20 protein-coding genes are annotated in these 24,617 nt (G+C 65.9%); 8 read left to right on the plus strand and 12 right to left on the minus strand.

Features of this window, described 5'->3' with window-relative positions:
* Positions 1-16 precede the first annotated feature (16 nt).
* From M3I53_RS22915 to M3I53_RS22925, 3 genes are all read right to left on the minus strand, one after another.
* Positions 17-838 (minus strand): ATP-binding cassette domain-containing protein, encoded by an 822-nt coding sequence (locus tag M3I53_RS22915; protein ID WP_254318134.1) that lies wholly within the window; start codon positions 836-838, stop codon positions 17-19.
* A 13-nt stretch (positions 839-851) separates the two neighbouring features.
* Complete coding sequence (locus M3I53_RS22920) at positions 852-2,015, minus strand: ABC transporter permease (RefSeq protein WP_254318135.1); 1,164 nt, start codon at positions 2,013-2,015, stop codon at positions 852-854.
* 237 nt (positions 2,016-2,252) lie between these two features.
* Positions 2,253-3,314 carry a sugar ABC transporter substrate-binding protein gene (locus M3I53_RS22925; RefSeq protein WP_254318136.1) on the minus strand — a complete coding sequence of 354 codons (1,062 nt, stop codon included), beginning with the start codon at positions 3,312-3,314 and terminating at the stop codon, positions 2,253-2,255.
* Positions 3,315-3,589: 275 nt separating this feature from the next.
* On the opposite strand from M3I53_RS22925, the gene M3I53_RS22930 reads away from it, so the two are divergent.
* The 4 genes from M3I53_RS22930 to M3I53_RS22945 all read left to right on the plus strand — a co-directional run bounded on the left by M3I53_RS22930 (position 3,590) and on the right by M3I53_RS22945 (position 6,965).
* A complete protein-coding gene (locus M3I53_RS22930) occupies positions 3,590-4,480 on the plus strand; it encodes a MurR/RpiR family transcriptional regulator (protein WP_254318137.1) in 891 nt (296 codons plus the stop codon).
* Entirely contained in the window at positions 4,473-5,495 is a 1,023-nt protein-coding gene (gene iolG / locus M3I53_RS22935; protein WP_254318138.1) for an inositol 2-dehydrogenase, read from the plus strand. Before M3I53_RS22930 ends, iolG begins: the two co-directional genes overlap by 8 nt.
* A gap of 68 nt (positions 5,496-5,563) precedes the next feature.
* Positions 5,564-6,619: a Gfo/Idh/MocA family oxidoreductase gene (locus M3I53_RS22940; protein WP_254318139.1), complete on the plus strand. Its 1,056-nt coding sequence runs from the start codon at positions 5,564-5,566 to the stop codon at positions 6,617-6,619.
* Positions 6,620-6,737: 118 nt separating this feature from the next.
* A complete protein-coding gene (locus tag M3I53_RS22945; protein ID WP_028208042.1) occupies positions 6,738-6,965 on the plus strand; it encodes a sulfurtransferase TusA family protein in 228 nt (75 codons plus the stop codon).
* Between the two features lie 92 nt (positions 6,966-7,057).
* On the opposite strand, the gene galU is transcribed toward M3I53_RS22945, so the two are convergent.
* Positions 7,058-7,939 carry a UTP--glucose-1-phosphate uridylyltransferase GalU gene (gene galU / locus M3I53_RS22950; RefSeq protein ID WP_201700762.1) on the minus strand — a complete coding sequence of 294 codons (882 nt, stop codon included), beginning with the start codon at positions 7,937-7,939 and terminating at the stop codon, positions 7,058-7,060.
* A 79-nt stretch (positions 7,940-8,018) separates the two neighbouring features.
* Positions 8,019-10,886: a valine--tRNA ligase gene (locus M3I53_RS22955; protein WP_254318140.1), complete on the minus strand. Its 2,868-nt coding sequence runs from the start codon at positions 10,884-10,886 to the stop codon at positions 8,019-8,021.
* A gap of 271 nt (positions 10,887-11,157) precedes the next feature.
* On the opposite strand from M3I53_RS22955, the gene M3I53_RS22960 reads away from it, so the two are divergent.
* Positions 11,158-13,536, plus strand: a complete 2,379-nt coding sequence (locus M3I53_RS22960) for a UvrD-helicase domain-containing protein (RefSeq protein ID WP_254318141.1) — start codon at positions 11,158-11,160, stop codon at positions 13,534-13,536.
* A 43-nt stretch (positions 13,537-13,579) separates the two neighbouring features.
* On the plus strand, positions 13,580-14,398 hold the full coding sequence (locus M3I53_RS22965; protein ID WP_254318142.1) for a 5'-methylthioadenosine/adenosylhomocysteine nucleosidase: 819 nt from the start codon (positions 13,580-13,582) through the stop codon (positions 14,396-14,398).
* 19 nt (positions 14,399-14,417) lie between these two features.
* Here the strand turns inward: M3I53_RS22965 and M3I53_RS22970 are convergent, their stop codons facing one another.
* From M3I53_RS22970 to M3I53_RS22995, 6 genes are all read right to left on the minus strand, one after another.
* Positions 14,418-16,316: a propionate--CoA ligase gene (locus M3I53_RS22970; RefSeq protein ID WP_254318143.1), complete on the minus strand. Its 1,899-nt coding sequence runs from the start codon at positions 16,314-16,316 to the stop codon at positions 14,418-14,420.
* A gap of 187 nt (positions 16,317-16,503) precedes the next feature.
* Positions 16,504-17,100: a hydrogenase maturation protease gene (locus M3I53_RS22975; RefSeq protein ID WP_254318144.1), complete on the minus strand. Its 597-nt coding sequence runs from the start codon at positions 17,098-17,100 to the stop codon at positions 16,504-16,506.
* Between the two features lie 303 nt (positions 17,101-17,403).
* Complete coding sequence (locus tag M3I53_RS22980; RefSeq protein WP_069268663.1) at positions 17,404-18,267, minus strand: HlyD family secretion protein; 864 nt, start codon at positions 18,265-18,267, stop codon at positions 17,404-17,406.
* A gap of 40 nt (positions 18,268-18,307) precedes the next feature.
* Positions 18,308-18,508 carry a DUF1656 domain-containing protein gene (locus M3I53_RS22985; RefSeq protein WP_042271036.1) on the minus strand — a complete coding sequence of 67 codons (201 nt, stop codon included), beginning with the start codon at positions 18,506-18,508 and terminating at the stop codon, positions 18,308-18,310.
* Positions 18,498-20,744 carry an FUSC family protein gene (locus M3I53_RS22990; RefSeq protein WP_254318145.1) on the minus strand — a complete coding sequence of 749 codons (2,247 nt, stop codon included), beginning with the start codon at positions 20,742-20,744 and terminating at the stop codon, positions 18,498-18,500. The genes M3I53_RS22985 and M3I53_RS22990 overlap by 11 nt, the downstream gene beginning before the upstream one ends.
* Before the next feature lie 11 nt (positions 20,745-20,755).
* Complete coding sequence (locus tag M3I53_RS22995) at positions 20,756-22,384, minus strand: efflux transporter outer membrane subunit (RefSeq protein WP_254318146.1); 1,629 nt, start codon at positions 22,382-22,384, stop codon at positions 20,756-20,758.
* Positions 22,385-22,540: 156 nt separating this feature from the next.
* Here M3I53_RS22995 and M3I53_RS23000 point away from each other — a divergent pair, with 156 nt between their 5' ends.
* On the plus strand, positions 22,541-23,479 hold the full coding sequence (locus M3I53_RS23000; RefSeq protein WP_254318147.1) for a LysR family transcriptional regulator: 939 nt from the start codon (positions 22,541-22,543) through the stop codon (positions 23,477-23,479).
* 144 nt (positions 23,480-23,623) lie between these two features.
* Positions 23,624-23,767, plus strand: a complete 144-nt coding sequence (locus tag M3I53_RS23005; RefSeq protein WP_254318148.1) for a hypothetical protein — start codon at positions 23,624-23,626, stop codon at positions 23,765-23,767.
* A 22-nt stretch (positions 23,768-23,789) separates the two neighbouring features.
* Here M3I53_RS23005 and M3I53_RS23010 read toward each other — a convergent pair whose 3' ends face one another.
* Positions 23,790-24,596 carry a metallophosphoesterase gene (locus M3I53_RS23010; protein WP_254318208.1) on the minus strand — a complete coding sequence of 269 codons (807 nt, stop codon included), beginning with the start codon at positions 24,594-24,596 and terminating at the stop codon, positions 23,790-23,792.
* Between the last annotated feature and the right edge of the window lie 21 nt (positions 24,597-24,617).

The following is a 24,617-nucleotide window of genomic DNA, read 5'->3' on the forward strand; positions in this document are numbered from 1 at the left end:
TGCCGTTCGCTCGTGCTCAGATGGTCGCGCCGTCGAGTTCGGCGATCATCTTCTGCATCTCCGCGCCGCCCGCCATCATGTCGAGCACTTCGTTCTTGCTGATGGTGTCTTTCGTGTAGGTGCCGAGCGAGCGGCCGCGATTGAGCAGCGTGAACGAGTCGCCGATGGGGTAGGCGTGGTGCACGTTGTGGGTGATGAAGATCACCGAAATGCCCTTGGCGCGCGCGGCGTGAATCAGCTTGAGCACGTTGAAGCTCTGCTTCACGCCGAGTGCGGCGCTCGGCTCGTCGAGAATCAGCACGCGTGCGCCGAAGTGAATGGCGCGTGCGATCGCGAGGCACTGTTTTTCGCCGCCCGACATCGTGCCGATGGCCTGATGCGGGTCGCGCACGTTTATGCCCATTCCGGCGAGGCGCTCTTTCGCGATCGTTGCGCTCGAATCGAGATCCATCACGTTGATGAAGCCGAACAGCTTCTTTTGCGGCTCGCGGCCCATGAAGAAGTTACGCGCGACCGAGAGCAGCGGCACGAGCGCGAGATCCTGATAGACGGTGGCGATACCGAGATCGAGCGCGTCTTTCGGCGAATCGAATGCCACGGGTTTGCCGTCCACGAAATACTGGCCGGAGGTCGGCTGGTGCACGCCGGCGAGCGTCTTGATGAGCGTGGACTTGCCCGCACCGTTGTCGCCGAGCAGGCAGTGCACCTCGCCGCGTTTCAGGCGCAGCGTGACGCCGTTCAGTGCGATGACCTTGCCGAAGTACTTGCTGACGTTCTCGAGCGCGAGAATCGTGTCGTCGTCTGCGGTGTTCTGGACGGGGTTGGGTGTTTCGGACATTTGAGCCTCCGGCTTACGATTGCGCGACGCGGCGGCGCACGTAGTGATTGAAGAGCACGGCAATGAGCAGCATCACGCCGAGGAACACGCGGAACCAGTCCGAATCGATGTTCGTGTAAGTGATGCCGATCTGCACGACGCCGAAGATGAGTGCGCCGAATGCCGCGCCGATCACCGAGCCATAGCCGCCCGTGAGCAGCGTCCCGCCGATCACCGCGGCGATGATGGCTTCGAATTCCTTCTGCAGGCCACGATCGGCAGCGGCCGAGCCGATGTCGCACACCTGCAGCACGGCGAACAGGCACGAGCAGAACGCGGTGAGCATGAACAGCGAGATCTTCACGCGCTTAACGGGTACGCCCACGTTCTTCGCAGCGTTGGTGTCGCCGCCCACCGCGAGAATCCAGTTGCCGTAGCGCGTCTTGGCGAGCACGAATGCGCCGATCGCCACGAGCGCGAACCACCAGAGAATCACCTTGGGCACGCCGGGCACGAGCGGCTGGCCGTTGTCGAGCATCTTGCCGATGCCGATATGCGTGAGCGCCACGAACAGGCCCTTGAACGCCGTGCCGTGAAAGAGCAGGTTGGTCACGAAGTCGGCCTTGGCCACGTCGCCCACGCCCGAGACGATCGTGCGGTCGGCGAACATGATCGAAAGCGCAAGCGTCAGGCCGCGCAGGATGAAGAGGAACGCGAGGGTGACGATGAACGACGGCAGCCGCGTGCGCATCACGAGGTAGCCGTTGAGCGCGCCGAGCGCGGTGCAGCCCACGAACGCGAACAGAATGGAAAGCGCGATGGGCCAGTGGAAGTACATGGTGGGGATCGCCACCATCATGCCGGCGAAGCCGATCATCGAGCCGATGGAGAGGTCGAATTCGCCGGCGATCATGAGCAGGCACGCGCCGACGCTCAGGATGCCGAGGTAGGCGGCGACCTGGGACCAGTTCATCACGCCGTCGAGATCGAACATGCCCGAGCCGCCGGCGCCGATCGCGAAGACGGCGAAGACCAGCACGGTGCCGGAAATCGCGGCGAATTCCGGGCGGCCGAGCAGATGGCCGAACCGCGATTCGCGGCGCACGCGTTCGTCGCTGGCGCCAGGCTGCGGTGCGGGCGCGTCTTGCGCGCCGCTTTCCGGAGCGTGCGAGGGGAAGTGTTTGCCGGCTACACCCATGATGTCTCCTATATCGACCAGAGTTGGTGCTTTAGCGCCTTACGCTGGTCCTATGCAAGGCGATCGGCCGTGGCAGGGGCATTCGCACCTGCTTTGGCTCAAATACCCGAGCGCATTCCCCACAAGCGACTGCCTTGCAGTAGAAGCAACACGGTGAATGGCGCGCGGCGAGGCTGGCGAGAGGCGATGGGCATCGGAGGATGCTAGCCACCGCCGCGCGGGGCTGACGAAAACTGCTTAGCGATACTGACCGGCGTACTTCACGACCTTGTCGAGATTGTCCTTGGTGATGAAGCCCGGACCCGAGCGGATATTCTTCGGACCGTACGAGGGCTGCAGGCCATAGGTTTCGAGGCGCTGCTTGAACTTCGGATTCGCTTCGAGGATCTGGCGGATCTTCTGCGGGTCGGTAGTGTGCTCCTTCTTCACGATCGCGAGCACGGCCACGGGGATATAGCCCTGCAGGTACGGCTGCTGATCGATCGCGAACTGGATGGTGCCCGCGCGGATCGCCTTGGCGATGTCATCCGAGAAGTCGAACGTGCAGAAGTAGATCTTGCCCGCAAGGCCCATCTGGTCGATCGCCTTGAGCGTAGCGGCCGCCGGCACCGGGCCGAGCGTGAGGACGGCGCCCGTGTTCGGATGGTTGCGCAAATACGCGCTCACCTTCGACTGGATTTCCGTCGGGTCCTGGCCGGAGTCGATCGTCGAGGTCTTGTAGTCCACGCCGAGCGCGTCGGCAAAACCGCGGCAGCGTTCGAACGATACGGCGTTGGTCGCGAAGTGATTCACGCACAGGAACGACTTCACGCCCGCGGCCTTGGCCTTTTCGCCGGCTGCGTGGCCCGCCACGTATTCGGGCTGACCCACGTGCATGATCGCGCCGAGCTTCTCGCTCTGCTCCTCGGTGCCCGAGTTGATCGTCACGAGCGGAATCTTCTTTTGCGTGACCTTGCCGATCGAGCTCTTGAGCACGTCGTAGTCGGCAATGGTGACGATCACGCCGTCGTAGTTGCGCGCGGCGGCCTGTTCGATCAGGCGCGACATGTCGGCGATGTCGCCGTTGGGTGGATTGCGGTAGTCGGTCTCGACGTTCCAGTCTTCGTCGGCCTGCTTGATGGCGTTCTTGATCGTGTTCCACCACGAGTCGGAATCGGGCGCGTGGCTGATCAGCACGAAATGCGCGTCGGCGGCTTGCGCCGTTTGCGCGCTGAGCACGCTCGCGCCTGTGACGCCCGCTGCCAGCGCGAGCACTGCGGCCAACCTCCGGAGCATGGTCTTGCCCTTGCGTTGAGTCATTGTCTCCACCTTTCTCGGTCTGTCGTTCGTTCTTGGGGTGAATGCCGCAGCCGCGCTTTTGACATGCCGCTTGTTTCCTGCACCAGCTGCCGCGCTCATCGACAAGAGTAGGACATCGCTTCGCGACTTGCAACGAAAATTTCATTGCAAATAAAAATGGAAAATCTGTTCCATTCGTGTGACACGCTGCCTATAATCGGCTCCGTCGGCATGCCGTGGAATCGAAGCCTGGTAAGGCTTTGCGGCAGTGCGGCAACCAGCCGAGGAAAACAATCATGGCGGATGACACAACCGACGCCGTAGCAGGCGTAGACGAATTGATGCAGCGCATCGCCCACGATTACGAGGCGCTGCCGCGTCAGCTGAAAAGCATCGCGACCTACATCGAGCAGCACCGCGCGAGTGTGATGATGGACCGCACGAGCGACATTGCCGCGAGTTGCGCCGTGCATCCTTCGGCGGTGGTGCGCTTCGCGCAGCGCTTCGGTTTCTCGGGCTTCTCCGACCTCCAGGCCGTGTTCCGTCAGGCCTATGCGGGGCAGGGCGCTTCGGCCACGAGCTACCAGCAGCGCATTCGCCAGCTGATCGACGCCAAGGAGGGCGAGGCGAGCCCGGACATGGGCGGCGCCGTGGCGCGCGAGTTCATCGGCGCGTGCCGCAGCGGACTCGACGAACTCGAAGCCGGCCTCGACGGTGCACAGTTCGACGAGGCCGTGAAGATGCTCGAGCAGGCGGACAACATCTACGTGATCGGCGTGCGCCGCTCGTTTCCGGTGGCGAGCTACATCGTCTATGCCTTGCAGCACACGCGCAAGCGCGTGCACCTCGTCTCGGGGCTCGGCGGCATGTACCACGAACAGATTCGCGGCGTGAAGAAGGGCGACGTGGTGATCGCCATCAGCTTCGCACCCTACGGCAAAGAAACGCAGTACTGCCTGCGCGTGGCGCAGCAGCACCACGCCAGGACGCTCGTCATCACCGACAGCCAGCTTTCGCCGCTCGCGCGCCACGCGAACGCGCAGCTCTATGTGAAGGAAGGGAGCGCGTTCGCGTTCCGTTCGCTCACCAGCACCTTCTGCCTGTGCCAGGCGCTCTTCATTGCGCTTGCGTACCGGCTCGAACTCAACGTGGAAGAATCGACCGACACCGGAGGATACGATGACTAGTGCAGCAAGCGGCGCAGCGAAAACGCTGGATGTGGCGGTATTCGGCGCGGGGCGCATCGGCCGCATTCATGCGGGCAATCTCGCGCGCCAGCCGGGCGTGCGACTGAAGTACGTGATCGATGTCAATCGCGAAGCCGCCGTCGCGCTCGCCGCACAGCACGGCGCCCAGGTCGTGGACGTCGACGCCGCGTTCGGCGACGCTTCGATCGGCGCCGCCGTGATCTGCTCGAGCACCGATACGCACTCCGAACTGATCCTGAAGTCGGCCGCGGCAGGCAAGCATATATTCTGCGAAAAGCCCGTCGATCTGACCATCGAGCGCGCGCGCGCCTGTGCTGAAGCCGTTCAGCGCGCGGGCGTCGTGGCCATGATCGGCTTCCAGCGCCGCTACGATCCCACGTTCGCCGCGCTGAAGACGCGCCTCGACGCAGGCGAGATCGGTACGCCGGAAATGCTGATCGTCACGAGCCGCGATCCGGGCGCGCCGCCCGTCGAATACATCAAGCACTCGGGCGGCATCTTCAAGGACATGCTGATCCACGACTTCGACATCTTCCGCTGGATCCTCGACGACGAGGCGGTGAGCGTGCACGCCACAGGCAGCTGCCTGTCCGACCCGGCGATTGCCGACGCGGGCGACATCGATTCGACGGCGGTGACGATCCGCACGAAGCGCGGGCGTCTTTGCCAGATCAACACGGCGCGGCGCGCGGCCTATGGCTACGACCAGCGCTTCGAGGTGCTCGGCAGCGAGGGCATGCTGCAGGCGGGCAACATGAAGCCGACCGAGGTGGTCGCGTGGTCGAAGACCGCTGTCGCGCAGGACGTGCCCGAGGCGTTCTTCCTCGAACGCTATCGCGCGGCCTATGCGCGCGAAATGGCGCACTTTCACGAGGCGGTGACGCAGGGCGTGCCGGTGCGCACGTCGGTCGCCGACGGCCTGAAGGCGCTGGAGCTGGCCGAAGCCGCCTCGCTATCCTGGCGCGAGGGCCGTGTGGTGGCGCTGGGCGAGTGAAACGGAGCGAGCGCAAATAGATCGCAAATCGAGCGCGGATCAGTGCAGATCAAGCGAGGAGAGCAAGGATGCAGGCAATCGATCGTGCCCAGCCGTTGCGCATGGGTGTGGCGGGACTTGGGCGGTTGGGGCGGCGGCATGCGCAGAACCTGGCGTATCGCGTGCCGGGTGCGACTCTCGCGGCCGCGTGCAGTCCGCTCGAAGCGGATCTCGCGTGGGCGCGCGAGGCGCTGCCCGCCGCGCGGCTGTATGGCGAATACTCCGATTTACTGGCCGATCAATCGGTCGATGCGGTGTGGCTCGTCACGCCTTCGGCAATGCATGCCGAGCAGATCGTGCAGGCGCTCGAAGCGGGCAAGCACGTGTTCTGCGAGAAACCGCTCTCGCTCGACGTGGCCGAATGCGAGCGGGTGGTGAACGTGTCGCGTCGTCATGCCGAACGGCAGGTCACCATCGGCTTCATGCGCCGCTTCGATCCGAGTTATCAGGATGCCTACGCAAAAGTGCAGGCGGGGGCGATCGGCAGGCCTTTTCTGGTGCGCTCGCAGACCTGCGATCTCAACGATCCAGAGGGCTTTTTCGTGCGCTTCGCGCCGACTTCGGGCGGCATTTTCCTCGACTGCACGGTTCACGACATCGACGTCGCGCGGTGGCTGCTCGGCAAGCCGCGCGCCACGCGTGTGTACGCCGCGGGCGCGATCGCGCTGCACGAAGGCCTGCGGGAATCGGGCGACGTGGACAACGGCGTGGCGATCTGCGAGTTCGAGGGCGGCCGTCTCGCGATGTTTTACGCCTCGCGCACGATGGCGCACGGCAACGACACGTCGAGCGAGGTGATCGGCACGGCGGGGGCGCTCGCGATCGGCCGCATCCCGCGCGCGAATCGCGTCGACGTCTACGATGCGACCGGCGTGCGCAGCGTTTGCACACCCACCTTCTTCGACCGTTTCGAAGAGGCGTTCCTGATCGAAGCGCAGGCGTTCGTCGCCGAAGTCGCGGCGCGCAAGGCGGGGGGAGCGCGGAACGGGAGCCTCGGCGCGACGCTCGAAGACGCCCTGGAGGCCACGCGCATCGGCCAGGCGCTGCGTGAATCGCTGCATACGGGCGCGGCGGTCGCGCTGTAAGCCGCGCCGTGATCGGGACGCAAGCGGCGGCTGGCGTGGCTGCGGTAAAATCGACGCTATTGCCAGCGCCGTCTCACGCCGTGACGGTGCGCCACCGAAGGATCCAACCCCGATGCAGATTCAGGTTCACAAGGAAGTGGATGCACGCGGGCTGAACTGCCCGCTGCCGATCCTGCGCGCCAAGAAGGCGCTCGCCGACATGGAAAGCGGCCAGATCCTCAAGGTTCTCGCGACCGATCCCGGCTCGCAGCGCGATTTCGCCGCCTTCGCCAAGCAAACCGGCAACGAGATCGTGGAAAGCTCGCAGCAGGACAAGACGTTCGTGTTCCTGATGCGCCGGCGCTAGGCGCATCGGCAGATAAAAAATGGCCCGCATGAGTGTGAAAACTCGTGCGGGCCATTTTCATTTGCGCTGAGCGGGAGTCTCAGCGGGGGCCCCTAGCCTTCCAGCACCGGGTTGCGCGTACGCAGATATTCGTCGAAATCCGCGCCGACTTCCGGGTGACGCAGCGCGAACTCCACCGTCGCCTTCAGGTAGCCGAGCTTGCTGCCGCAGTCAAAGCGCGTGCCGTGGTACTTGTAGGCGAGCACCTGCTCGTCGGCGAGCAGCGACTGGATCGCGTCGGTGAGCTGCAGTTCGCCGCCCGCGCCCGGCTTGATCGACTTCAGATGCTCGAAAATGCGCGGCTTGAGCACGTAGCGGCCGACCACGCCGAGGTTCGACGGCGCGACTTCCGGCGCCGGCTTCTCCACGATGCCCGAGAGCTTGACGATCGAGTCTTCCCACTCCTTGCCGTCGACAATGCCGTACGAGCGCGTTTCCGAGGGCGGAATCTCTTCCACGCCGAGCACCGAGCTATGGTAGTGATCGAACACCTCGACCATCTGCTGCATGACGGGCGGCGTGCCGTAGAGCAGGTCGTCCGCGAGAATCACGGCGAACGGGTTGTCGCCCACGAGCTTTTCCGCGCACAGCACGGCGTGGCCAAGGCCGAGCGCCTCGGGCTGACGCACGTAGAAGCAGTCGACGTTGTTCGGCTTGATGTTGCGCACCAGTTCGAGCAGCTTGGCCTTGCCGCGCGCTTCGAGTTCGGCCTCGATCTCATACGACTTGTCGAAATGGTCCTCGATCGCGCGCTTGCTGCGCCCGGTCACGAAGATCATTTCAGTGATGCCCGCAGCCACGGCTTCTTCGACCGCGTACTGGATGAGCGGCTTGTCGACCACGGGCAGCATTTCCTTCGGGCTGGCTTTCGTGGCCGGAAGGAAGCGCGTGCCGAGGCCCGCTACCGGGAATACCGCTTTTGTCACTTTCAGCATGTCTTTTGTCCCTGTCCTGGTGCTCGTGTGACGCCGCGGGTGCGGCGCGACGCGTTACAGCCCTTGGCCGATATGGCGCTCAGGCCGGCAACCGCGTGAGTTGCGCGGTCAGCTTGTCCAGCGTTGCCTGGTATTCTGCCAGTCTTTTCTGCTCCTGCTCAACGACTGCGGGCGGTGCTTTCGCTACAAAACTCTCATTTCCGAGCTTGGCCGTGCACTTCGTTACCTCATTGCCGAGGCGCGCGATTTCCTTCGACAGGCGCTCGCGTTCGGCGGCGACGTCGATTTCCACCTTCAGCACGAGCTTGTCCGTCCCTACGATAGCAACTGGCGCGCCTGCCGAGGCCGCGTCGAGCGTTGCTTCGTCGGCGATGATCTGGACCTCCGAAAGCTTTGCAAGCGCCTGCGCATAGGGCGCAAACGTCGCGAGCCGTTCGGCGTTGCCCGTGGCGAGCAGCGGCACCTTCGTGGCCGGCGAGAGGCCCATTTCACCACGCAGGTTGCGGCACGCGTCGATCACGGCCTTCAGGTCGGCGGCCCACTGTTCCGCGGCTTCGTCGATCTTCTTTGCTTCCGCCACCGGGTAACGCTGCACCATGATCGATGCTGCGCCTTCGGCGGCACCCTCGGGGTACGCGTCGGTGAGCGGCGCCACCTTCTGCCACAGCGCTTCGGTGATGAACGGAATCACCGGGTGCGCGAGGCGCAACACCGTTTCCAGCACGCGCAGCAGCGTGCGGCGCGTGGCGCGCTGCTGCTCGGGCGTACCCGTCTGGATCTGCACCTTCGCCAGTTCCAGGTACCAGTCACAGTATTCGTCCCAGACGAACTTGTATATGGCGTTGGCCACGTTGTCGAAGCGATAGTCCGCGAAGCCCTTCGCGACTTCGGCTTCCACGCGGTGCAGGAGCGAGACGATCCAGCGGTCGGCCGGCGAGAAGTCCGTGTAGCCGCCCGGGCCGCAATCGCCCGGCTGGCATGCGCCCGGCTTGCTGAAACCGCAATCGTGGCCTTCGCAGTTCATCAGCACGAAGCGCGTGGCGTTCCAGAGCTTGTTGCAGAAGTTGCGATAGCCTTCGCAACGCGCGAGGTCGAAGTTCACGTTGCGGCCGAGCGTGGCCATGGAAGCCATCGTGAAGCGCAGCGCGTCGGTGCCGAACGCGGGAATGCCCTCCGGGAACTCCTTGCGCGTCTTCTTTTCGATGGTCGCGGCCTGCTTGGGATTCATGAGGCCGGTCGTGCGCTTGGCGACCAGCGCTTCGAGGTCGATGCCATCGACGATATCGATCGGGTCGAGCGTGTTGCCCTTGCTCTTCGACATCTTCTGGCCTTCGGCGTCGCGCACGAGGCCGTGCACGTACACCGTATCGAACGGCACCTTGCCGGTGAAGTGCGTGGTCATCATGACCATGCGCGCTACCCAGAAGAAGATGATGTCGAAGCCCGTGACCAGCACGGAAGAGGGCAGGAAGGCCTTCAGTTCGGGCGTCTCCTGCGGCCAGCCGAGCGACGAGAACGGCACGAGCGCCGACGAGAACCACGTGTCGAGCACGTCTTCGTCGCGCTTCAGTGCGCCCGTGTAGCCCTTTGCTTCGGCCTGCGCGCGCGCCTCTTCCTCGCTCTTCGCGACGAAGATCTCGCCGTTCTCGCCGTACCAGGCCGGGATCTGGTGGCCCCACCAGAGCTGGCGCGAGATGCACCAGTCCTGGATGTTCTCGAGCCACTGGTAGTAGGTCGTGGTCCAGTTTTCCGGCACGAACTTGATCTGGCCGCTGCGCACCACGTCGAGCGAAGTTTCGGTGATCGACTTGCCGGGATTGAAGGTGCCCTCGGGCGCGGGCTTCGTCATCGCGACGAACCATTGGTCCGTGAGCATCGGCTCGATCACCACGCCCGTGCGGTCGCCGCGCGGCACCATCAGCTTGTGCGGCTGCACCGAGTCGAGCAGGCCGAGTGCCTCGAATTCGGCCACGACCTGCTTGCGCGCCTCGAAGCGGTCGAGGCCGCGGTATTTGGCGGGCGCGTTGTCGTTGACCTTCGCGTCGAGCGTGAGGATCTCGATCATCGGCAGGCCATGGCGCAAGCCCACCTGGTAGTCGTTGAAGTCGTGCGCAGGCGTGACCTTCACGACGCCCGTGCCGAACTCGCGGTCCACGTATTCGTCGGCGATGATGGGGATCTCGCGGTCCGCGAGCGGCAGCTTCACGGTCTTGCCGATCAGGTGCGCGTAGCGCTCGTCTTCCGGGTGGACCATCACGGCCGTGTCGCCGAGCATGGTTTCCGGGCGCGTGGTCGCGACCGTGAGGTGGCCCGAGCCGTCCGTGAGCGGATAGCGCAGGTGCCACAGGTTGCCGTTTTCCTCTTCGCTCACGACTTCGAGGTCCGAAACGGCGGTGCCCAGCACCGGGTCCCAGTTCACGAGGCGCTTGCCGCGATAGATCAGGCCCTGTTCATAGAGGCGCACGAACACGTCGCGCACGGCGGTCGACATCTTGTCGTCCATCGTGAAGTATTCGCGCGACCAGTCGATCGAGGCGCCCAGACGCCGCACCTGACCCGTGATGGTCGAACCCGACTGCTGCTTCCATTCCCACACGCGCTCGACGAACTTCTCGCGGCCCAGGTCGTGACGCGAGATCTTCTGCGCGTCGAGCTGGCGCTCGACCACGATCTGCGTGGCGATGCCCGCGTGGTCCGTGCCCGGCACCCACAGCGTGTTCTCGCCGAGCATGCGGTGATAGCGCGCGAGGCCGTCCATGATCGTCTGGTTGAACGCGTGCCCCATGTGCAGCGTGCCGGTGACGTTGGGCGGCGGCAACTGGATCGAGAAGTTGTTGCGGCCGGGCTCGAAGGTCGCGGCGGCGTAGCCTCGACGCTCCCATTCGGGCCCCCAGTGGGCCTCGATCGTCTGGGGCTCGAAGCTTTTCGCTAGCGTGCTGTCGCTCATGGGTGGAATCTGCCGAAAAAAGGATGCGGAAACGTTCGATTATAAGGGGAAGTCCCGCCTGAGCCGACGCGCCAGCCGAGCTGGGGCGTCGCGCGGGCCATGGCGCAGGCCGCAATGCGGGCGTTCTGCGCGCGAGGCGTGCCGCTTGGGTCACCCAAGCCGCAGCGTGCGTGCGCACTTATAATGGCGATCTGCCATTCAACGACGGCGCGCCTGTGCCGCGCGCCACGTCCCCGGGGTCCCGCCCTGGGGTCACGCTCCTTTTCAGCCCATGCCCGAACTGCTCGCGAACCTGAACCCCGAACAACTCGCCGCCGTCACGTTGCCCAACGAACCGGCGCTCATTCTGGCCGGGGCCGGCAGCGGCAAGACGCGCGTGCTGATCACGCGCATTGCGTGGCTGATCCAGCAGGGCATGGCCTCGCCCTCGACCATCCTGGCCGTGACCTTCACGAACAAGGCCGCGCGCGAAATGGTGGGGCGCCTCCAGGCGCTTTTGCCCATCGACACGCGCGGCATGTGGATCGGCACGTTCCACGGTCTGTGCAACCGCATGCTGCGCGCGCATTTCCGCGACGCCGGTCTGCCGCAGACCTTCCAGATCCTCGATACCGCCGACCAGCTTTCGGCCATCAAGCGTCTGATGAAGGGCCTGAACGTCGACGACGAGAAGTACCCGCCCAAGAACCTGCAGTATTTCATCAACAACGCGAAGGAGCAGGGGCTGCGTCCGAAAGACGTGGATGTGAGCGACGACTTCAACCGCAAATTCGTCGAACTCTACGAGGCCTACGACCAGCAGTGCCAGCGCGAAGGCGTGGTCGATTTTGCGGAGCTGCTGCTGCGCTGCTACGAACTGCTCGCGTACAACCCGCCGCTGCGCGCGCACTATCAGGGGCGCTTTCGCGACATCCTCGTGGACGAGTTCCAGGACACCAACAAACTCCAGTACGCGTGGCTCAAGCTGCTCGCGGGGCCGGGCAACGCGATCTTCGCGGTGGGCGACGACGACCAGTCGATCTACGCGTTCCGCGGGGCGAACGTCGGCAACATGCGCGACTTCGAGAACGAGTTCCGCGTGAAGCACATGATCAAGCTGGAGCAGAACTACCGTTCGCACGGCCATATTCTCGATGCTGCCAACTACCTGATCGCGCATAACTCGCGGCGTCTGGGCAAGAACCTGCGCACCGATGCGGGCCACGGCGAGCCGGTGCGCGTGTACGAGGCGGCCACCGATTCGCAGGAAGCGGGCTGGATCGTCGAGGAAATTCGCGCGCTCATCAACCAGGGGCTGGCGCGCAACGAGATCGCCATTCTTTATCGCAGCAACGCGCAGTCGCGCACGATCGAGCACACGCTCGTGAACGCGGGCGTGCCGTACAAGGTGTACGGCGGCTTGCGCTTCTTCGAGCGCCAGGAAGTGAAGCATGCGCTCGCGTATCTGCGTCTCATCGACAACCCGAACGACGATACGGCGTTCGCGCGCGTCGTGAATTTCCCCACGCGCGGCATTGGCGCGCGCTCGATCGAGCAGCTGGCGGATGCCGCGCGCCTCTACAATTGTTCGATGGCCGCGGCCATTCCGTACGTGACGGGCAAGGCAGGCTCGAGCCTGGGTTCGTTCGCCAATCTGGTCGCGAAGATGCGCGCCGAGACCGCGCAGATGAGCCTGCCGGAAACGGTCGAATACACGGTGCGCATGAGCGGTCTCGCCGAGTTCTATCAGAACGAGCGCGAAGGCCAGGATCGCCTCGAGAACTTGCAGGAACTCGTGACCGCGGCCACGGCGTTCGTGAGCGAAGAGGGCTACGGCCTCGACACGCCCGCGCGCTCGATTCCGCTGCGCCCGGGCGCGAGCGCGGTGCCCGAGATCGTCTCGCAGGACGGCGAGATCGAAGTGCTCGACGCGCCCACGATCACCGATCCCGCGCAGAACCCCGACGTCATGACGCCGCTCGCGGGCTTCCTCTCGCATGCGTCGCTCGAAGCCGGCGACAACCAGGCGCAGGCAGGCCAGGACGCCGTGCAGCTGATGACGGTGCACGCGGCGAAGGGCCTCGAATTCACGGCGGTCTTCATCACCGGTCTCGAAGAGGGCCTGTTCCCGCACGAGAACAGCGCGATGGAAGCCGACGGCCTCGAAGAAGAGCGCCGCCTGATGTACGTGGCGATCACGCGTGCGAAAGAGCGGCTCTATATCTCGTTCGCGCAGAGCCGCTTGCTGCACGGCCAGACGCGCTACAACGTGCGCTCGCGCTTTTTCGACGAACTGCCGCAGGAATCGCTCAAGTGGCTCACGCCCAAGGTCGAGGCGGGTTCGCGCTGGGGCGGGCGTTCCGACAACGCCGGCTGGGGCCGCGACTGGTTTGCGCGTCCGGGCGGCGGCAGTGGCGGCGGCGAAGGCGGCCGTCGCGAGCGCGACGCCTATATCGCCGACAAGAGCCCGGCGCCCGCGTTCGCCAACGAACAGCGCGCCGCCGAGACGGGCTTCCGTGTGGGCCAGGGCGTGTTCCACACGAAGTTCGGCGAAGGCACCATCACGGCGCTCGAAGGCAGCGGCACCGACGCCAAGGCGCAGGTGCGCTTCAAGCGTCACGGCGAGAAGTGGCTCGCGCTGGCGGTGGCCAAGCTGCAGCCGGTGGAGTGAGCGCGCGCAAGCCTCAAACGACTCAGACGGAAATCATTCGAAGATGAACCTCTCGATCCAGGCGGGCGGCACGACCGCCCGTCCGCTCGGCGTACTCGCCGCGCTGCCCCAGGAACTCGGCGATCTGATCGCGGCCATGCAGGCCGAATCGGGTGTCGTGACCCGAACGTTCGGCCGGCGTGACTATCACCTCGGCACCGTGCACGGCGCGCCGTGCGTGGTGACGCTCGCACGCGTCGGCAAGGTCGCGGCGGCCGCCACGGCCAGCGCGCTGATTCATGCGTTCGACGTGGAAGCGATCGTCTTTACGGGTGTCGCCGGCGGCGTGGGTTCGGGCGTCCACGTGGGCGACGTGGTGGTGGGCGAAACGCTGCTCCAGCACGACATGAACGCGGAGCCGCTGTTCCCGCGTCACGAGATCCCGCTGCTCGCGCGCTCGCGTTTCGATGCCGATCATGTGCTGGCGCAGGCGCTCGCCGCCGCCTGCGAGCGTTTCATCGCCGAGGAGGGGCCGGAGTTGACGGCGCGCTTCAAGGCCGCGCTGCCGCGCCTGGAGACCGCGCTGCCGCAGGTGCATCGCGGGCTCGTGATCAGCGGCGACCAGTTCGTGGCGAGCGCCGCGGCCGTGGGCGCGCTGCGCGCGCTGCTGCCCGATGCGCTCGCCGTCGAGATGGAAGGCGCCGCGATCGCCCAGGTCTGCCACGAGTACGACGTGCCGTGCGCGATCGTGCGCACGATCTCCGATACCGCCGACGAGCACGCGAGCACCTCGTTCTCGAGCTTCCTCACCGATATCGCGGGCACGTACTCGACGGGCATCCTCAAGCGCTTCCTGGCCGCGTACCGCCCGCTCGCACGCTGAGCGGGCGTACGCGCAGGCCTCAGTTGTCGCCTGCGTCCACCGCCTCGCGAATCGACTGCAGCGCCGAGGCGTCCTCGATGGTCGGCAGATCGCCCGGGTCGCGCCCTTCGGCGAGCGCAGCGATCGCGCGCCGCAATAGCTTGCCGGAGCGCGTCTTGGGCAGCATCGGCACGAAGTGAACGCGCGCGGGCCGGCCGATCGCGCCGAGCTGGCGGTCCACCGTCGCGGTGAGGGAAGCCGCGAGCTTCTGTGCCTCGGCGGGACTGGCGGCCGCATTCGCGTCGCGCAGCACGACGAACGCGAGCGCCGCCTGACCCTTCACCGCGTCGTTCACGCCCACCACGGCCACTTCCGCGACGGCCGCGTGCGACGAGATCGCCTCTTCGATCTCGCGCGTGCCGAGGCGATGGCCCGCCACATTGATCACGTCGTCGGTGCGCCCGAGGATCGTCACGTAGCCGTCGCTGTCCTGCACGCCCCAGTCGAAGGTCGAATACACCTGCTGGCCAGGCACGCTTTCCCAGTACGTTTTCACGAAGCGCGCATCGTCGCCCCACACGGTCTGCATGCAGCCGGGCGGCAACGGGTAGCTGAGCGTGATCACACCCTTCTCGCCTTGCGCGCAGGGCTCGCCCGTATGTTCGTTGCGCAGCACGAGATCGTAGCCGTAGCAGGGCACGCCCGGCGAACCAAGCTTTTGCGGCAGCGGATCGACGCCGCGCTGGATCGCCAGCATCGGCCAGCCGGTCTCGGTCTGCCAGTAGTTGTCGACGACGGGCTTGCCGAGCGCCTCGGAAATCCATTCGGCCGTGGGCTCGTCGAGCGGTTCGCCGGCGAGAAAGAGCGTGCGCAGGCTCGAAAGATCGGCGCAGTGAAGCAGCGCCGGGTCCTGCTTCTTGAGCACGCGAATGGCCGTCGGCGCCGTGAACATCAGATTGATGCGGTGCTGCTCGACGAGGCGCCACCAGATGCCGCCATCGGGGCGCACCGGCGTGCCTTCGTACATCACCGTGGTCATGCCCGCGAGCAGCGGCGCATAGATGATGTAGCTGTGACCGACCACCCAGCCGATGTCCGAAGCCGTGAACATGGTGTCGCCGGCGCGTCCCTCGAAGATGTATTCCATCGATGCCGCGAGCGCCACCGCGTAGCCGCCCACGTCGCGCTGCACGCCCTTGGGTTTGCCCGTCGTGCCCGAGGTGTAGAGGATGTACGAAGGCTCGTTCGATTCGAGCCATTCGCAGGGAATCTGCACGTCGTAGTGCTGCTCGCGCAGCGGCTCGTAGTCGACGAGATACGGCGCGTTCAGCCGCTCGGGCGCGAGCTGGCGGTCGATCAGCAGCACCTTGGGCGGCGGATATTCGGCGCGCGCCATGGCTTCGTCCACGAGCGGCGTGTAGTCGATCACCTTGCCGCCGCGCGCCCCGGCGTCGGCGCTCACGAGCAGCACGGGCTTCGCGTCGTCCATGCGCGCGGCGAGGCTCGGTGCGGCGAATCCGCCGAACACCACCGAGTGGATTGCGCCCAGGCGCGCACAGGCGAGCATGGCGAACACGGCCTCCGGAATCATCGGCAGATAGATCAGCACGCGCTCGCCGCGCGCGACGCCGAGCGAGCGCATCACGGCGGCCATGCGGTTCACTTCGGCGTGCAGGTCGGCGTAGGTGTAGCGCCGCTCGATGCCGGTCTCGGTCGAGACATATACGAGCGCATTCTGGTGCGCGCGCGCCGCGAGGTGACGGTCCACGGCGTTGAAGCACAGGTTCGTGCGGCCGCCGCAGAACCAGCGCGCGAAAGGCGGGTTCGAGCGGTCGAGCACATGGTCGAACGGCGTCTCCCAATGGATGCGCTCGGCCTCGCGGCGCCAGAAGTCGTCGGGGTTCGCGACCGACTCGCAGTGAAAATCGCGGTAACGCATGACTACCTTCCTCCCGTGCTGATGGTGCAGCCGTTGGCCGATCTGGCGCAGTTTTTCAGGATAGTGCAGTGCAATGCGCCCGGGCAACGCGGGTTCTCCCGCGGATTCTCTCGCAGATTTCCGGGTACGGGCGCATGCTGTGCGCCCGCCGGGCTCGTGCAAAGCCCGCGCAACCCCTGCGCGGCGCTCAGCCGTCGATTTCGGGGTGCTCGAGACGCGGCAGCGGTGCGACGCGCCAGCGGCGCAGCCAGAGCCGGGCGGCATCGACAGTCGCATCGAGTTGCGCGCGCACCGTGCTCGACAAGCCCGCGCCGTAACAGTCGCTGCCTTGCGGCTGCACGCCGATCAGCACGATCTCGCGTGGCGAGCGGCCGCTCAGCTGCGCGCAGGCGAGCGCGTCGGCGAAGGCCATGCCGGGCCGGCTCGGGCGCCGCGTGTAGAGGTGTTCGGCGGCCGCATCGCCGGTGAGGACGCGCAGCGCGCCCGGCTCGAGCCCGAAATCGATTGCGCTAAGCACGATCAAACGCTGCGTGGATTCGACGACGGGCAGCAGCGCGCGGCCGCGCGTGCCGCCTTCCACGAGCTCGACCTGCGCGGGGCATTGCCAGGCCGCTTTCAGTCGCTCGAGCGCGAGCACCCCAACGCCGGCGTCGCCCCATTGAACGTTGCCTAGACTGAGCACGACCACCCGTTGCGGCGCGAGAGCCTGGCGCTTCGCGAGCCCGGCCAGCGCGCGGCGCGCGAACGCGCGCACCGCGCCGTCGTCGCGCGCCGTCCGCGGCATGGCGCCGATTTCGCGAGGTCGATGTAGGCGAAGGATCACGTTGAGGGCTGATTGGAAGACTGGGGAATAGGAATAATCCGAGTAATCCGACCAACATCCGTTGACATGGATCAAACGAGAGAGGCTTTAACGTGATAAAGACATTGTTTTGCAATACTCATCGATTCGCTGTCGGCGCACTGTGCGGCAAGCGCTAACACTCCGTGTGCGCACAGCAACAAAAAAGGGAACGCCAAACTGGCGTTCCCTTTTTGCTTGCGCTGTTGCGTAGCCCGGCTGGCAGTACGCGCCGTCACGGCGCCATCACGTGCCTGGTTTGACGACCACCGTGCAGGTCGTGCCCGCGGCGAGGACCATGTCGTCCGGCACCTTGTCGATGTGGATGCGCACCGGCACACGCTGCGCGAGGCGCACCCAGTTGAAGGTCGGGTTCACGTCGGCGAGCAGTTCGCGGCTTTGCGGATTGTCGCGGTCGTAAATGCCGCGCGAGATGCTCTCGACGTGGCCCTGGAGTGTGCCGCCGCTCATCAGCTTGATGTCGGCCTTGTTGCCCACCTTCACGTGCGGCAGCTTGGTTTCCTCGAAGTAGCCGTAGACCCAGAACGAATGGCTGTCCACCACGGCAAGCTTGGCCTGGCCCGAGATCGCGTAGTCGCCCTGGAACACCTGCAGGTTCGTGATGTAGCCGTCCACCGGCGAGACCACGCGCGTGCGTTCGAGGTTGAGCTTGGCTGCGTCGAGCGCGGCGATTGCCTGCTGGTACTGCGCCTGTGCCGAATTTGCCGTATGCGAGGCGTTTTCGCGGTTTTCGGCCGAGACCACTTCGCTGTCCATGTCGGCGCGGCGGCGCGCGTCGTCCTGGCGCATTGTCAGCTCGGCCTTGCGCGCGGCCACGGCGGCCTCGGCCTGCTCCACGGCGATCTGATAGTGCGACGGGTCGATCTGCATGAGCAGGTCGCCCTTGTGCACGAACTGGTTGTCCTTCACGGGCAGCTCGACCACGGCGCCCGAGACGTCGGGGGCGATGTTCACCACTTCGGCGCGCACGCGGCCGTCGCGGGTCCACGGCTCGTCCATGTAGTGAACCCACAGGACGCGCCCGACCAGAATGGCGACGACGAAGATGATGGCCGTCGCGATAAAGCCAATGAGGTTGCGGATTGTCATGATTCGGTTGATTCGTTCAGCGATGCATGCAGCGACGCATTTAGTGATAGACCGCGAGACCGAGCAGGCAGCACACGACCACGAGCAGGCTCACGCGAAAGAGGGATGGGTGCCACACGACCCGGTAGAGGCCGGTTCGGGCCAGTACGGAATCGAGCACCCAGGTGATCGCCGCGCCCAGAATGAAGAGCAGCACGATCGCCGGGATATAGGCGTCGAGAAACGCGACGTCACGAGGCATGGTTGGCTCCTTGGCTCACGCCCGGATTCGCGCTTTCGTTGCCCGGATACGCCGCGAGCGGCGATTGCGGGTCGATGAGCGCGGTGCGGATGAAATGCAGATGGCTCTGGATGCGCTGCAGCTGGTGGCGCTCTTCGCGCGGCGGCGCATCGCCGTTCCCGGCTGCGCTCGTTGCAGCGGGCTGCCACATGCCTTGCAGTACGGCCTGGCTTGCGTCGATCGCGCGAGCCGTCGCCGCGAGCGCGTCGCGGTAACGCGCCTCGCCTGGGCGGTCGAAGAGCGCGCTCACGGCTTTGAGCGTCGCGTCGATCGCCATGCGCCACGCCGTTCCGCGCGCGTACTGCGGATGCGCGGGCAGCGTGGCCAGCTCGTGGCGCAGATCGAGTGCGGCGTTGCCCACTTCGAGCGTCGAGAAGAGCCAGCGCATCGTGTCGCGGCGTTGCGCGTCGTCGTTGCCCGCGATCGCCGAGAGCTGAAACATCAGGTCGCGCGCGCCGCTCTCGAAGCGGTTGCGCAGTCCTTTCAGGCGCGAGCAGCAAGCGTGCACGGCGCCGCCGCGCAAGTCGGCCAGCAGTCGCCGGCGCAGCCACGGCGTGGAAGGCGGCAGGAGCACGGCGAACGCCAGCGCCGAGACCGCCATCGACGCGACGAGCGCGAGCGCGTCGTTCATGTAGCTGCTCGGGTTGTACTGCACGACGTTGTCCGGCCCCGCGAGAAAGCACAGGAAGATGCAGTAGCCCACGCCGTAGCCCGCGTACTTCGGGCGCGTCGTGAGAAACACGCCGAACGCGAGCGCAGGGGCGAGCGCGACGCACAGCATGACGAAGCCATCGATATGCGGAAACACGCCGAACGTGAGAATCATGCCGACGACCGATGCGAGCACGGTGCCGAGCGCCATCTGCGTCGCCATGCGCGAGGGCTGCGGCGCGGATGAGGCGAGCGCGCAGGTCGCGGCGGCGTTGAGCACGAGGTTAGTGCCGCTCGGCCACGCGGTGGCGATCCAGAACGCGCCGAGCAGCGTCATCACGATGGCCGCGCGCAGACCCGCCACGCCCGCCGCGATCAGGTTGGTCTTCGGCACGTAGCGCGAAAGCCATTTCTCCCGCGAGTGCGTATCGACGGCGAGCGACGCGTAGGTGGCCGTGTACTCGGTCATCTCGTGCACGAAGCGGTAGAACAGTTCCGTGGCGGTGTCGAAGTCGAGCAGGCGTGCGTCGCCTTGCGCTTCGAGTTCGGCGCGCGTGGCGCGCACGCGCCGCGGCAGCGCCGAACGGTAGTCGTCGAGTTGCTTTGAGACGTGCGTCGCGTCGGCGGCCGTGAGCACCGGCTCGCCCGCTTTGGCGAACAGCGGCGCGATCTCGCGGAAGTACGGTTCGAGCGCATCGACGGTTGCAGAGGAGCCGTCCGCGCGCAGACGGTTCATCAACTGATGCAGCGCATGAAAGCGCGTGGAGACCGTCATGAACTCGGTGTTCAGGCGCGCGAGGCGCCCCGAGCGCATGCGCGCGTCGGGCGACTCGAACACGGCCGTGCTGCGATTCGCTTCGAGGCCCACGACGTCGGCGACGAAGCGCGCATTGCTCGCTTCTATATGCGAACGATCGACGCGCCCGGCGAGCGCCGCCGAAACGTAGTCGACGAACGACGAGAAACGGCGCCGCACGTTCGAGCGCAGCAGCTCGCCCGTAAACTGCGGAAACACCACGGCGCTGACGAAGCCCGAGCAAAGGATGCCGATCGAGATCTCGCCCACGCGCGTCATCGCCGACATGAACGCGCCGTCGGGATGCTGCGAGGCCGGAATGCCGATGAGCGCCGCGGTATAGCCCGCGAGCACGAAGCCGTACGAACGGAAGTTGCGGTTGCGCGCGGCGCCCGCGGTGCACAGGCCGACCCACAGCGCCGTCGAGACGATGAAGAGTTCCGGCTGCTGCGCGAAGAGCCCGATCAGCGCGAGCATCACGACGAGGCCCACGAGCGTACCGCACAGCCGGTAGAAGCTCTTTGCGAACACGGGACCGCTTTGCGGCTGCATCACGATGAACACGGTCGTCATGGCCGTGCGCGGCTGCGGCAGATCGAGCTTCATGGCGATGCCGAGCGCGAGCAGCGCGGCCGCGATCGCCTTGAAGAGATAGATCCACACGAGGCCGTCGGTACGCGCCCAGTCGGCGAGCGCGGCGTAGAGGCTTTGGCCGCCCGGCTGCGAAGGGGAGGAGGTGGACGCTTGCATCGTCGTCTGCCTCAGTGCACCGTGCCGGCTGCGCCGGCGTTGCCCGATGCGCTCGCATCGGCGGCGTCGGGGCCGGACGAAGCATGCGAGCCATGCGGCGCGAGCAGCGCCGCGGGCATGAGCGGCACGTCACGCGTCTTCTTGCCGTGCGCGGGGAGTTGCTCGGCTTCGGTCGGGCCCTTCGCGGCGGCATCGCTCGATGCGTCGATCATGCCGCCACCCAGCGCCGCGACGAGCGTGGCGTGCGCGGCGAGCCGCTCGGCCTGGATGTGCGCGACGCCTTCCTGCGCGCGCAGCAACTGCGTTTGCGCAATCAGCACGTTCACATAGTCGGTCAGGCCGCGGCGGAAGCCTTCCTGCGCGAGATCGTAATTGCGCTGCGCGGCCGCGACAGAGCGGTGCGCGTCGTCCTCCTGCGTCGCGAGCGAGCGCATGCGCACGACCTGATCGGCGATTTCCTTGAGCGCGGTGACGATCGTCTGGTTGTACTGATCGACGGCGATGTCGTACGCGGCGGACTGCGCGCCGAGCTGCGCGCGCAGGCGTCCGCCGTCGAAGATCGGCAGCGAGAACGCGGGGCCGCCCGCATAGCTGCCGCTCATCGACTTGAGGAACTGGAATAGCGGTCCGGCCGCCGCGTAGCCGCCCATCGAAACCAGCAGGTTTACGTTCGGATAGAAGTCGGCCTTCGCGACGTCGATGCCGCGCGCCTGCGCGGCGACGAGCCAGCGCGCCGCGACCACGTCGGGGCGATAGCCGATCAACTGGGCGGGCAGCGCGGAGGGCAGGCCCGCGGGCGCCGCGAGCGAGAGCGCAGGCCGCTCGATCGCTTCACCGGCGCCCGGGCCCTTGCCCGCGAGCGCCGCGAGCTGGTTCTTGCCGAGCGCAATGGATTCTTCGAGCGCGTCGATCTGGCGTTCGTATTCGGGCAGCGGCGTTTGCGCCTGGCTCACTTCGAGCTGCGTGCCGATGCCGCCGGCCAGGCGCTTTTGCGCGAGCGTGAGAATGCGCTGCTGCTGGGCCAGCGTTTGCTTCGCAATGTCGAGCAGCGCGTAGTTCATCGACATCTCGATGTAGGTGCGCGTGACGTTGACTTCGAGTTCGAGCTGCGCCGCGCGCGCGTCGGCGGCGGTGGCGTGCGCCACGTCCAGCGCGCGCTCGGCGTTGTTCCTGTCCTGGCCCCAGAGGTCGAGGTGATACGACAGGCCGAGGGTAGCCGTGTTGTTCCACGTGTTCGCACCCGCGAGCGGGCCCGGCCCGTAGTAGACGTTGTCGGACCATTGCTGGCGCTGGATGGACATGCTGCCGTTGATTTGCGGCAGGAGCCCGGCTTGGGCCACGCCGACCATCGAGCGCGCTTCGCGCACACGCGCCTGGGCGGCGGCAAGCGAGGGGTTGCCGGCCACGGAGGCTTCGATCCAGGCGTTCAGCTGAGGGTCGTTATAGCCGCGCCACCAGTCGCTGGCGGGCCAGCCGGCGTCGGTATTGGCCGCGCGGATGGCCGAGCCGGCGTCGAGTTGCGCGGCTTCGGCCTGTTTGGCTTGCGGTGCGATGCCCCCGGTACTGGCGCAGCCCGCGATTATCAACGAGAACGTAAGAACCGTGAGTGCGGCTAGTCCGTTCGGTACCGGAGACTGCACGATTTACTCCTTATCTTGGCTATGAATCACTGTGTGTCATTATATTTTTTGAGCGATTGCTGAATAACCGGTAAGGATGCAAGGCATTTTTACGAAACGTGAGACAATCTATCTTACGAATTATGAAACAATTCGTGTGTCAGAAAGAGGATTGGTATGGATACGCTTCAAAACATGCGTGTATTCGTCCGGGTGGTGGAGGCGGGCAGCTTCACGGGCGCGGCGCAATACCTGAACACGACCACGGCTTACGCTTCGCGCGCGGTTTCCGATCTGGAGGCGCACCTGCGCACGCGCCTGCTGAACCGCACGACGCGCCGCATTGCGCTCACCGAGGCGGGTGAGCGCTACCTGCAGCGCTGCGAGCAGATCCTCGCCTACGTCGATCAGGCCGAAGCGGAAGCCGGCGACGCGCATGCGCGCCCCTCCGGAAAGCTCAAGGTCCACGCGATGACGAGCTTCGGCCAGCACTATGTGGTGCCGGCGGTGGGGCAGTATCAGCAGCGCTATCCGGACGTGCACGTGGAACTCACGCTCGCCCAGCGCATGCCGGATCTGCTCGACGAGGGCTACGACGTGGCCCTCGTGGTCGCGACCGATCTGCCCGATTCCGGTTTTGTGTCGCAGCGGCTAACGAGCGCGTTCAGCATCGCGGTTGCCTCGCCGGCGTATCTGGAAAAGCGCGGCGTGCCGCAAAAGCCCGCGGATCTCGCGAACCACACCTGCCTGCAGATGGTGACGCCCGTGTTCCCAACCTCGCAGTGGCAGTTCACGGGCCCCGAAGGCGAGACCACGATCGACCTCGGGCCGACGACTTTCCAGGTGAACGTGGCGGAGGCGATGGCGGTGGCCGTGCGCGAGGGCATGGGCGTGGGCCTGCTGCCGATCTATTCGGCAATCAGCGGCCTGCGCAGCGGCGAGCTGCAATGGATCCTGCCGGAGTACAAGTCGCAGGAGATGAACGTCTTTGCGGTGTACCCGTCGCGCCAGTATCTCGACGCGAAGATCCGCACGTGGGTCGAGCTGCTGCGCGAGAGCATGCCTTCGACACTCGCTCGGGATCACAACGAGCTGCGCCGGTTCGCGCGCACCTGAACGCAATCAAGTGGCGCGCGGGCCGTGACAGCCTGTTACAGCTTGCGCAGATGGCAACACTTCCTTACGCCCGGCGGCGCGGTGGCTTGGTAAGGTAGCGGGACTGTTTCACGCAACCTCTTTCTGCCAACACCGGGAACTCGAATGGATACGCATCTGATGATCGGCATCGCCGTGATGATGGGCCTGATCGGCATCGCGGCATCGCGCGATCTGCTGCGCATGCGCCGCGCGCAGCTCCAACCCGCGACGCTGCGCGTGCGCCGCGACGACGTCCGCATGCACTGAAGCCGCGGGCAGGTTTGCCTCGCTAGATTTCCACCACCTTGTCCCACGCAAAGGCCGGATTCTCCGGCCGTCCCGTGCGGCGGTCGCGATAGCCGCGCGGATTGCACACCACGCGCGTGCCGTTGACCGTGTAGTCGAAGCACGTATGCGTGTGTCCATGTATCCATAGCGCGACCGGCGCATGCACGAGCGCGCCGAGATCGCTCACGAATCCCGCCGACACCAGATCTTCCGCGTAGCGCGGCGCGAGACTCCCTTTGTGCGGCGCGTGGTGCGTGACGACGATCGTCTCGCCCGTGAAGGGCTTCTCCAGTTCCGCTTCGAGCCATGCGCGCGAACGCGCGTGGAGCGCGAGCGAGTCGGCCGGCGTGAAGTCGCGGGCACCTGCTTGCGGGCTGTCCGGCCAGGACACCTGGATCAGTCCGCGAAAATCCAGCATCACGCGCATCGCTGCCGCTATGGCGGCTTCACGCGCGGCGTCGTCCGCGCCGAAGAGTGCGAAGTCGGCCCACAGCGTCGTGCCTAGCACGCGAAAGCGGCCCGCCGGATCGACGTAGACGCCGTCGTTGAGGAAATGCACGTTGTCGAGCGTGGATGCGGCGTCGCGCATCGCCGTTTCCAGCGCGCCGAGGTCGCCGTCGTAGTACTCGTGATTGCCGGGCACGTAGACCACCGGGACCTGCGGATCGAACGTTTCCGCCGCCCAGCGCAAGCCGAGCCCGTGATTGTGGATGTCGCCCGCGAGCACGACGAGATCGGCCTGCGCATGCGGGATCGTGTCGGGCTCGTCGTTTTCCAGATGCAGGTCGGACAGCACGCGGATCTTCAACACGATGTCGGCTCCTTGCGT

Source organism: Paraburkholderia sp. CNPSo 3272 (assembly GCF_024206495.1).
In the GTDB taxonomy this organism is placed as follows: Bacteria; Pseudomonadota; Gammaproteobacteria; order Burkholderiales; family Burkholderiaceae; genus Paraburkholderia.

Bases quoted from the DNA above. Each gene is read 5' to 3' on its own strand.
- M3I53_RS22915 (WP_254318134.1), bottom strand. From the start codon at position 838: ATGTCCGAAACACCCAACCCCGTCCAGAACACCGCAGACGACGACACG.
- M3I53_RS22920 (WP_254318135.1), bottom strand. From the start codon at position 2,015: ATGGGTGTAGCCGGCAAACACTTCCCCTCGCACGCTCCGGAAAGCGGC.
- M3I53_RS22925 (WP_254318136.1), bottom strand. From the start codon at position 3,314: ATGACTCAACGCAAGGGCAAGACCATGCTCCGGAGGTTGGCCGCAGTG.
- M3I53_RS22930 (WP_254318137.1), top strand. From the start codon at position 3,590: ATGGCGGATGACACAACCGACGCCGTAGCAGGCGTAGACGAATTGATG.
- iolG (WP_254318138.1), top strand. From the start codon at position 4,473: ATGACTAGTGCAGCAAGCGGCGCAGCGAAAACGCTGGATGTGGCGGTA.
- M3I53_RS22940 (WP_254318139.1), top strand. From the start codon at position 5,564: ATGCAGGCAATCGATCGTGCCCAGCCGTTGCGCATGGGTGTGGCGGGA.
- galU (WP_201700762.1), bottom strand. From the start codon at position 7,939: ATGCTGAAAGTGACAAAAGCGGTATTCCCGGTAGCGGGCCTCGGCACG.
- M3I53_RS22955 (WP_254318140.1), bottom strand. From the start codon at position 10,886: ATGAGCGACAGCACGCTAGCGAAAAGCTTCGAGCCCCAGACGATCGAG.
- M3I53_RS22960 (WP_254318141.1), top strand. From the start codon at position 11,158: ATGCCCGAACTGCTCGCGAACCTGAACCCCGAACAACTCGCCGCCGTC.
- M3I53_RS22965 (WP_254318142.1), top strand. From the start codon at position 13,580: ATGAACCTCTCGATCCAGGCGGGCGGCACGACCGCCCGTCCGCTCGGC.
- M3I53_RS22970 (WP_254318143.1), bottom strand. From the start codon at position 16,316: ATGCGTTACCGCGATTTTCACTGCGAGTCGGTCGCGAACCCCGACGAC.
- M3I53_RS22975 (WP_254318144.1), bottom strand. From the start codon at position 17,100: ATGCCGCGGACGGCGCGCGACGACGGCGCGGTGCGCGCGTTCGCGCGC.
- M3I53_RS22980 (WP_069268663.1), bottom strand. From the start codon at position 18,267: ATGACAATCCGCAACCTCATTGGCTTTATCGCGACGGCCATCATCTTC.
- M3I53_RS22985 (WP_042271036.1), bottom strand. From the start codon at position 18,508: ATGCCTCGTGACGTCGCGTTTCTCGACGCCTATATCCCGGCGATCGTG.
- M3I53_RS22990 (WP_254318145.1), bottom strand. From the start codon at position 20,744: ATGCAAGCGTCCACCTCCTCCCCTTCGCAGCCGGGCGGCCAAAGCCTC.
- M3I53_RS23000 (WP_254318147.1), top strand. From the start codon at position 22,541: ATGGATACGCTTCAAAACATGCGTGTATTCGTCCGGGTGGTGGAGGCG.
- M3I53_RS23005 (WP_254318148.1), top strand. From the start codon at position 23,624: ATGGATACGCATCTGATGATCGGCATCGCCGTGATGATGGGCCTGATC.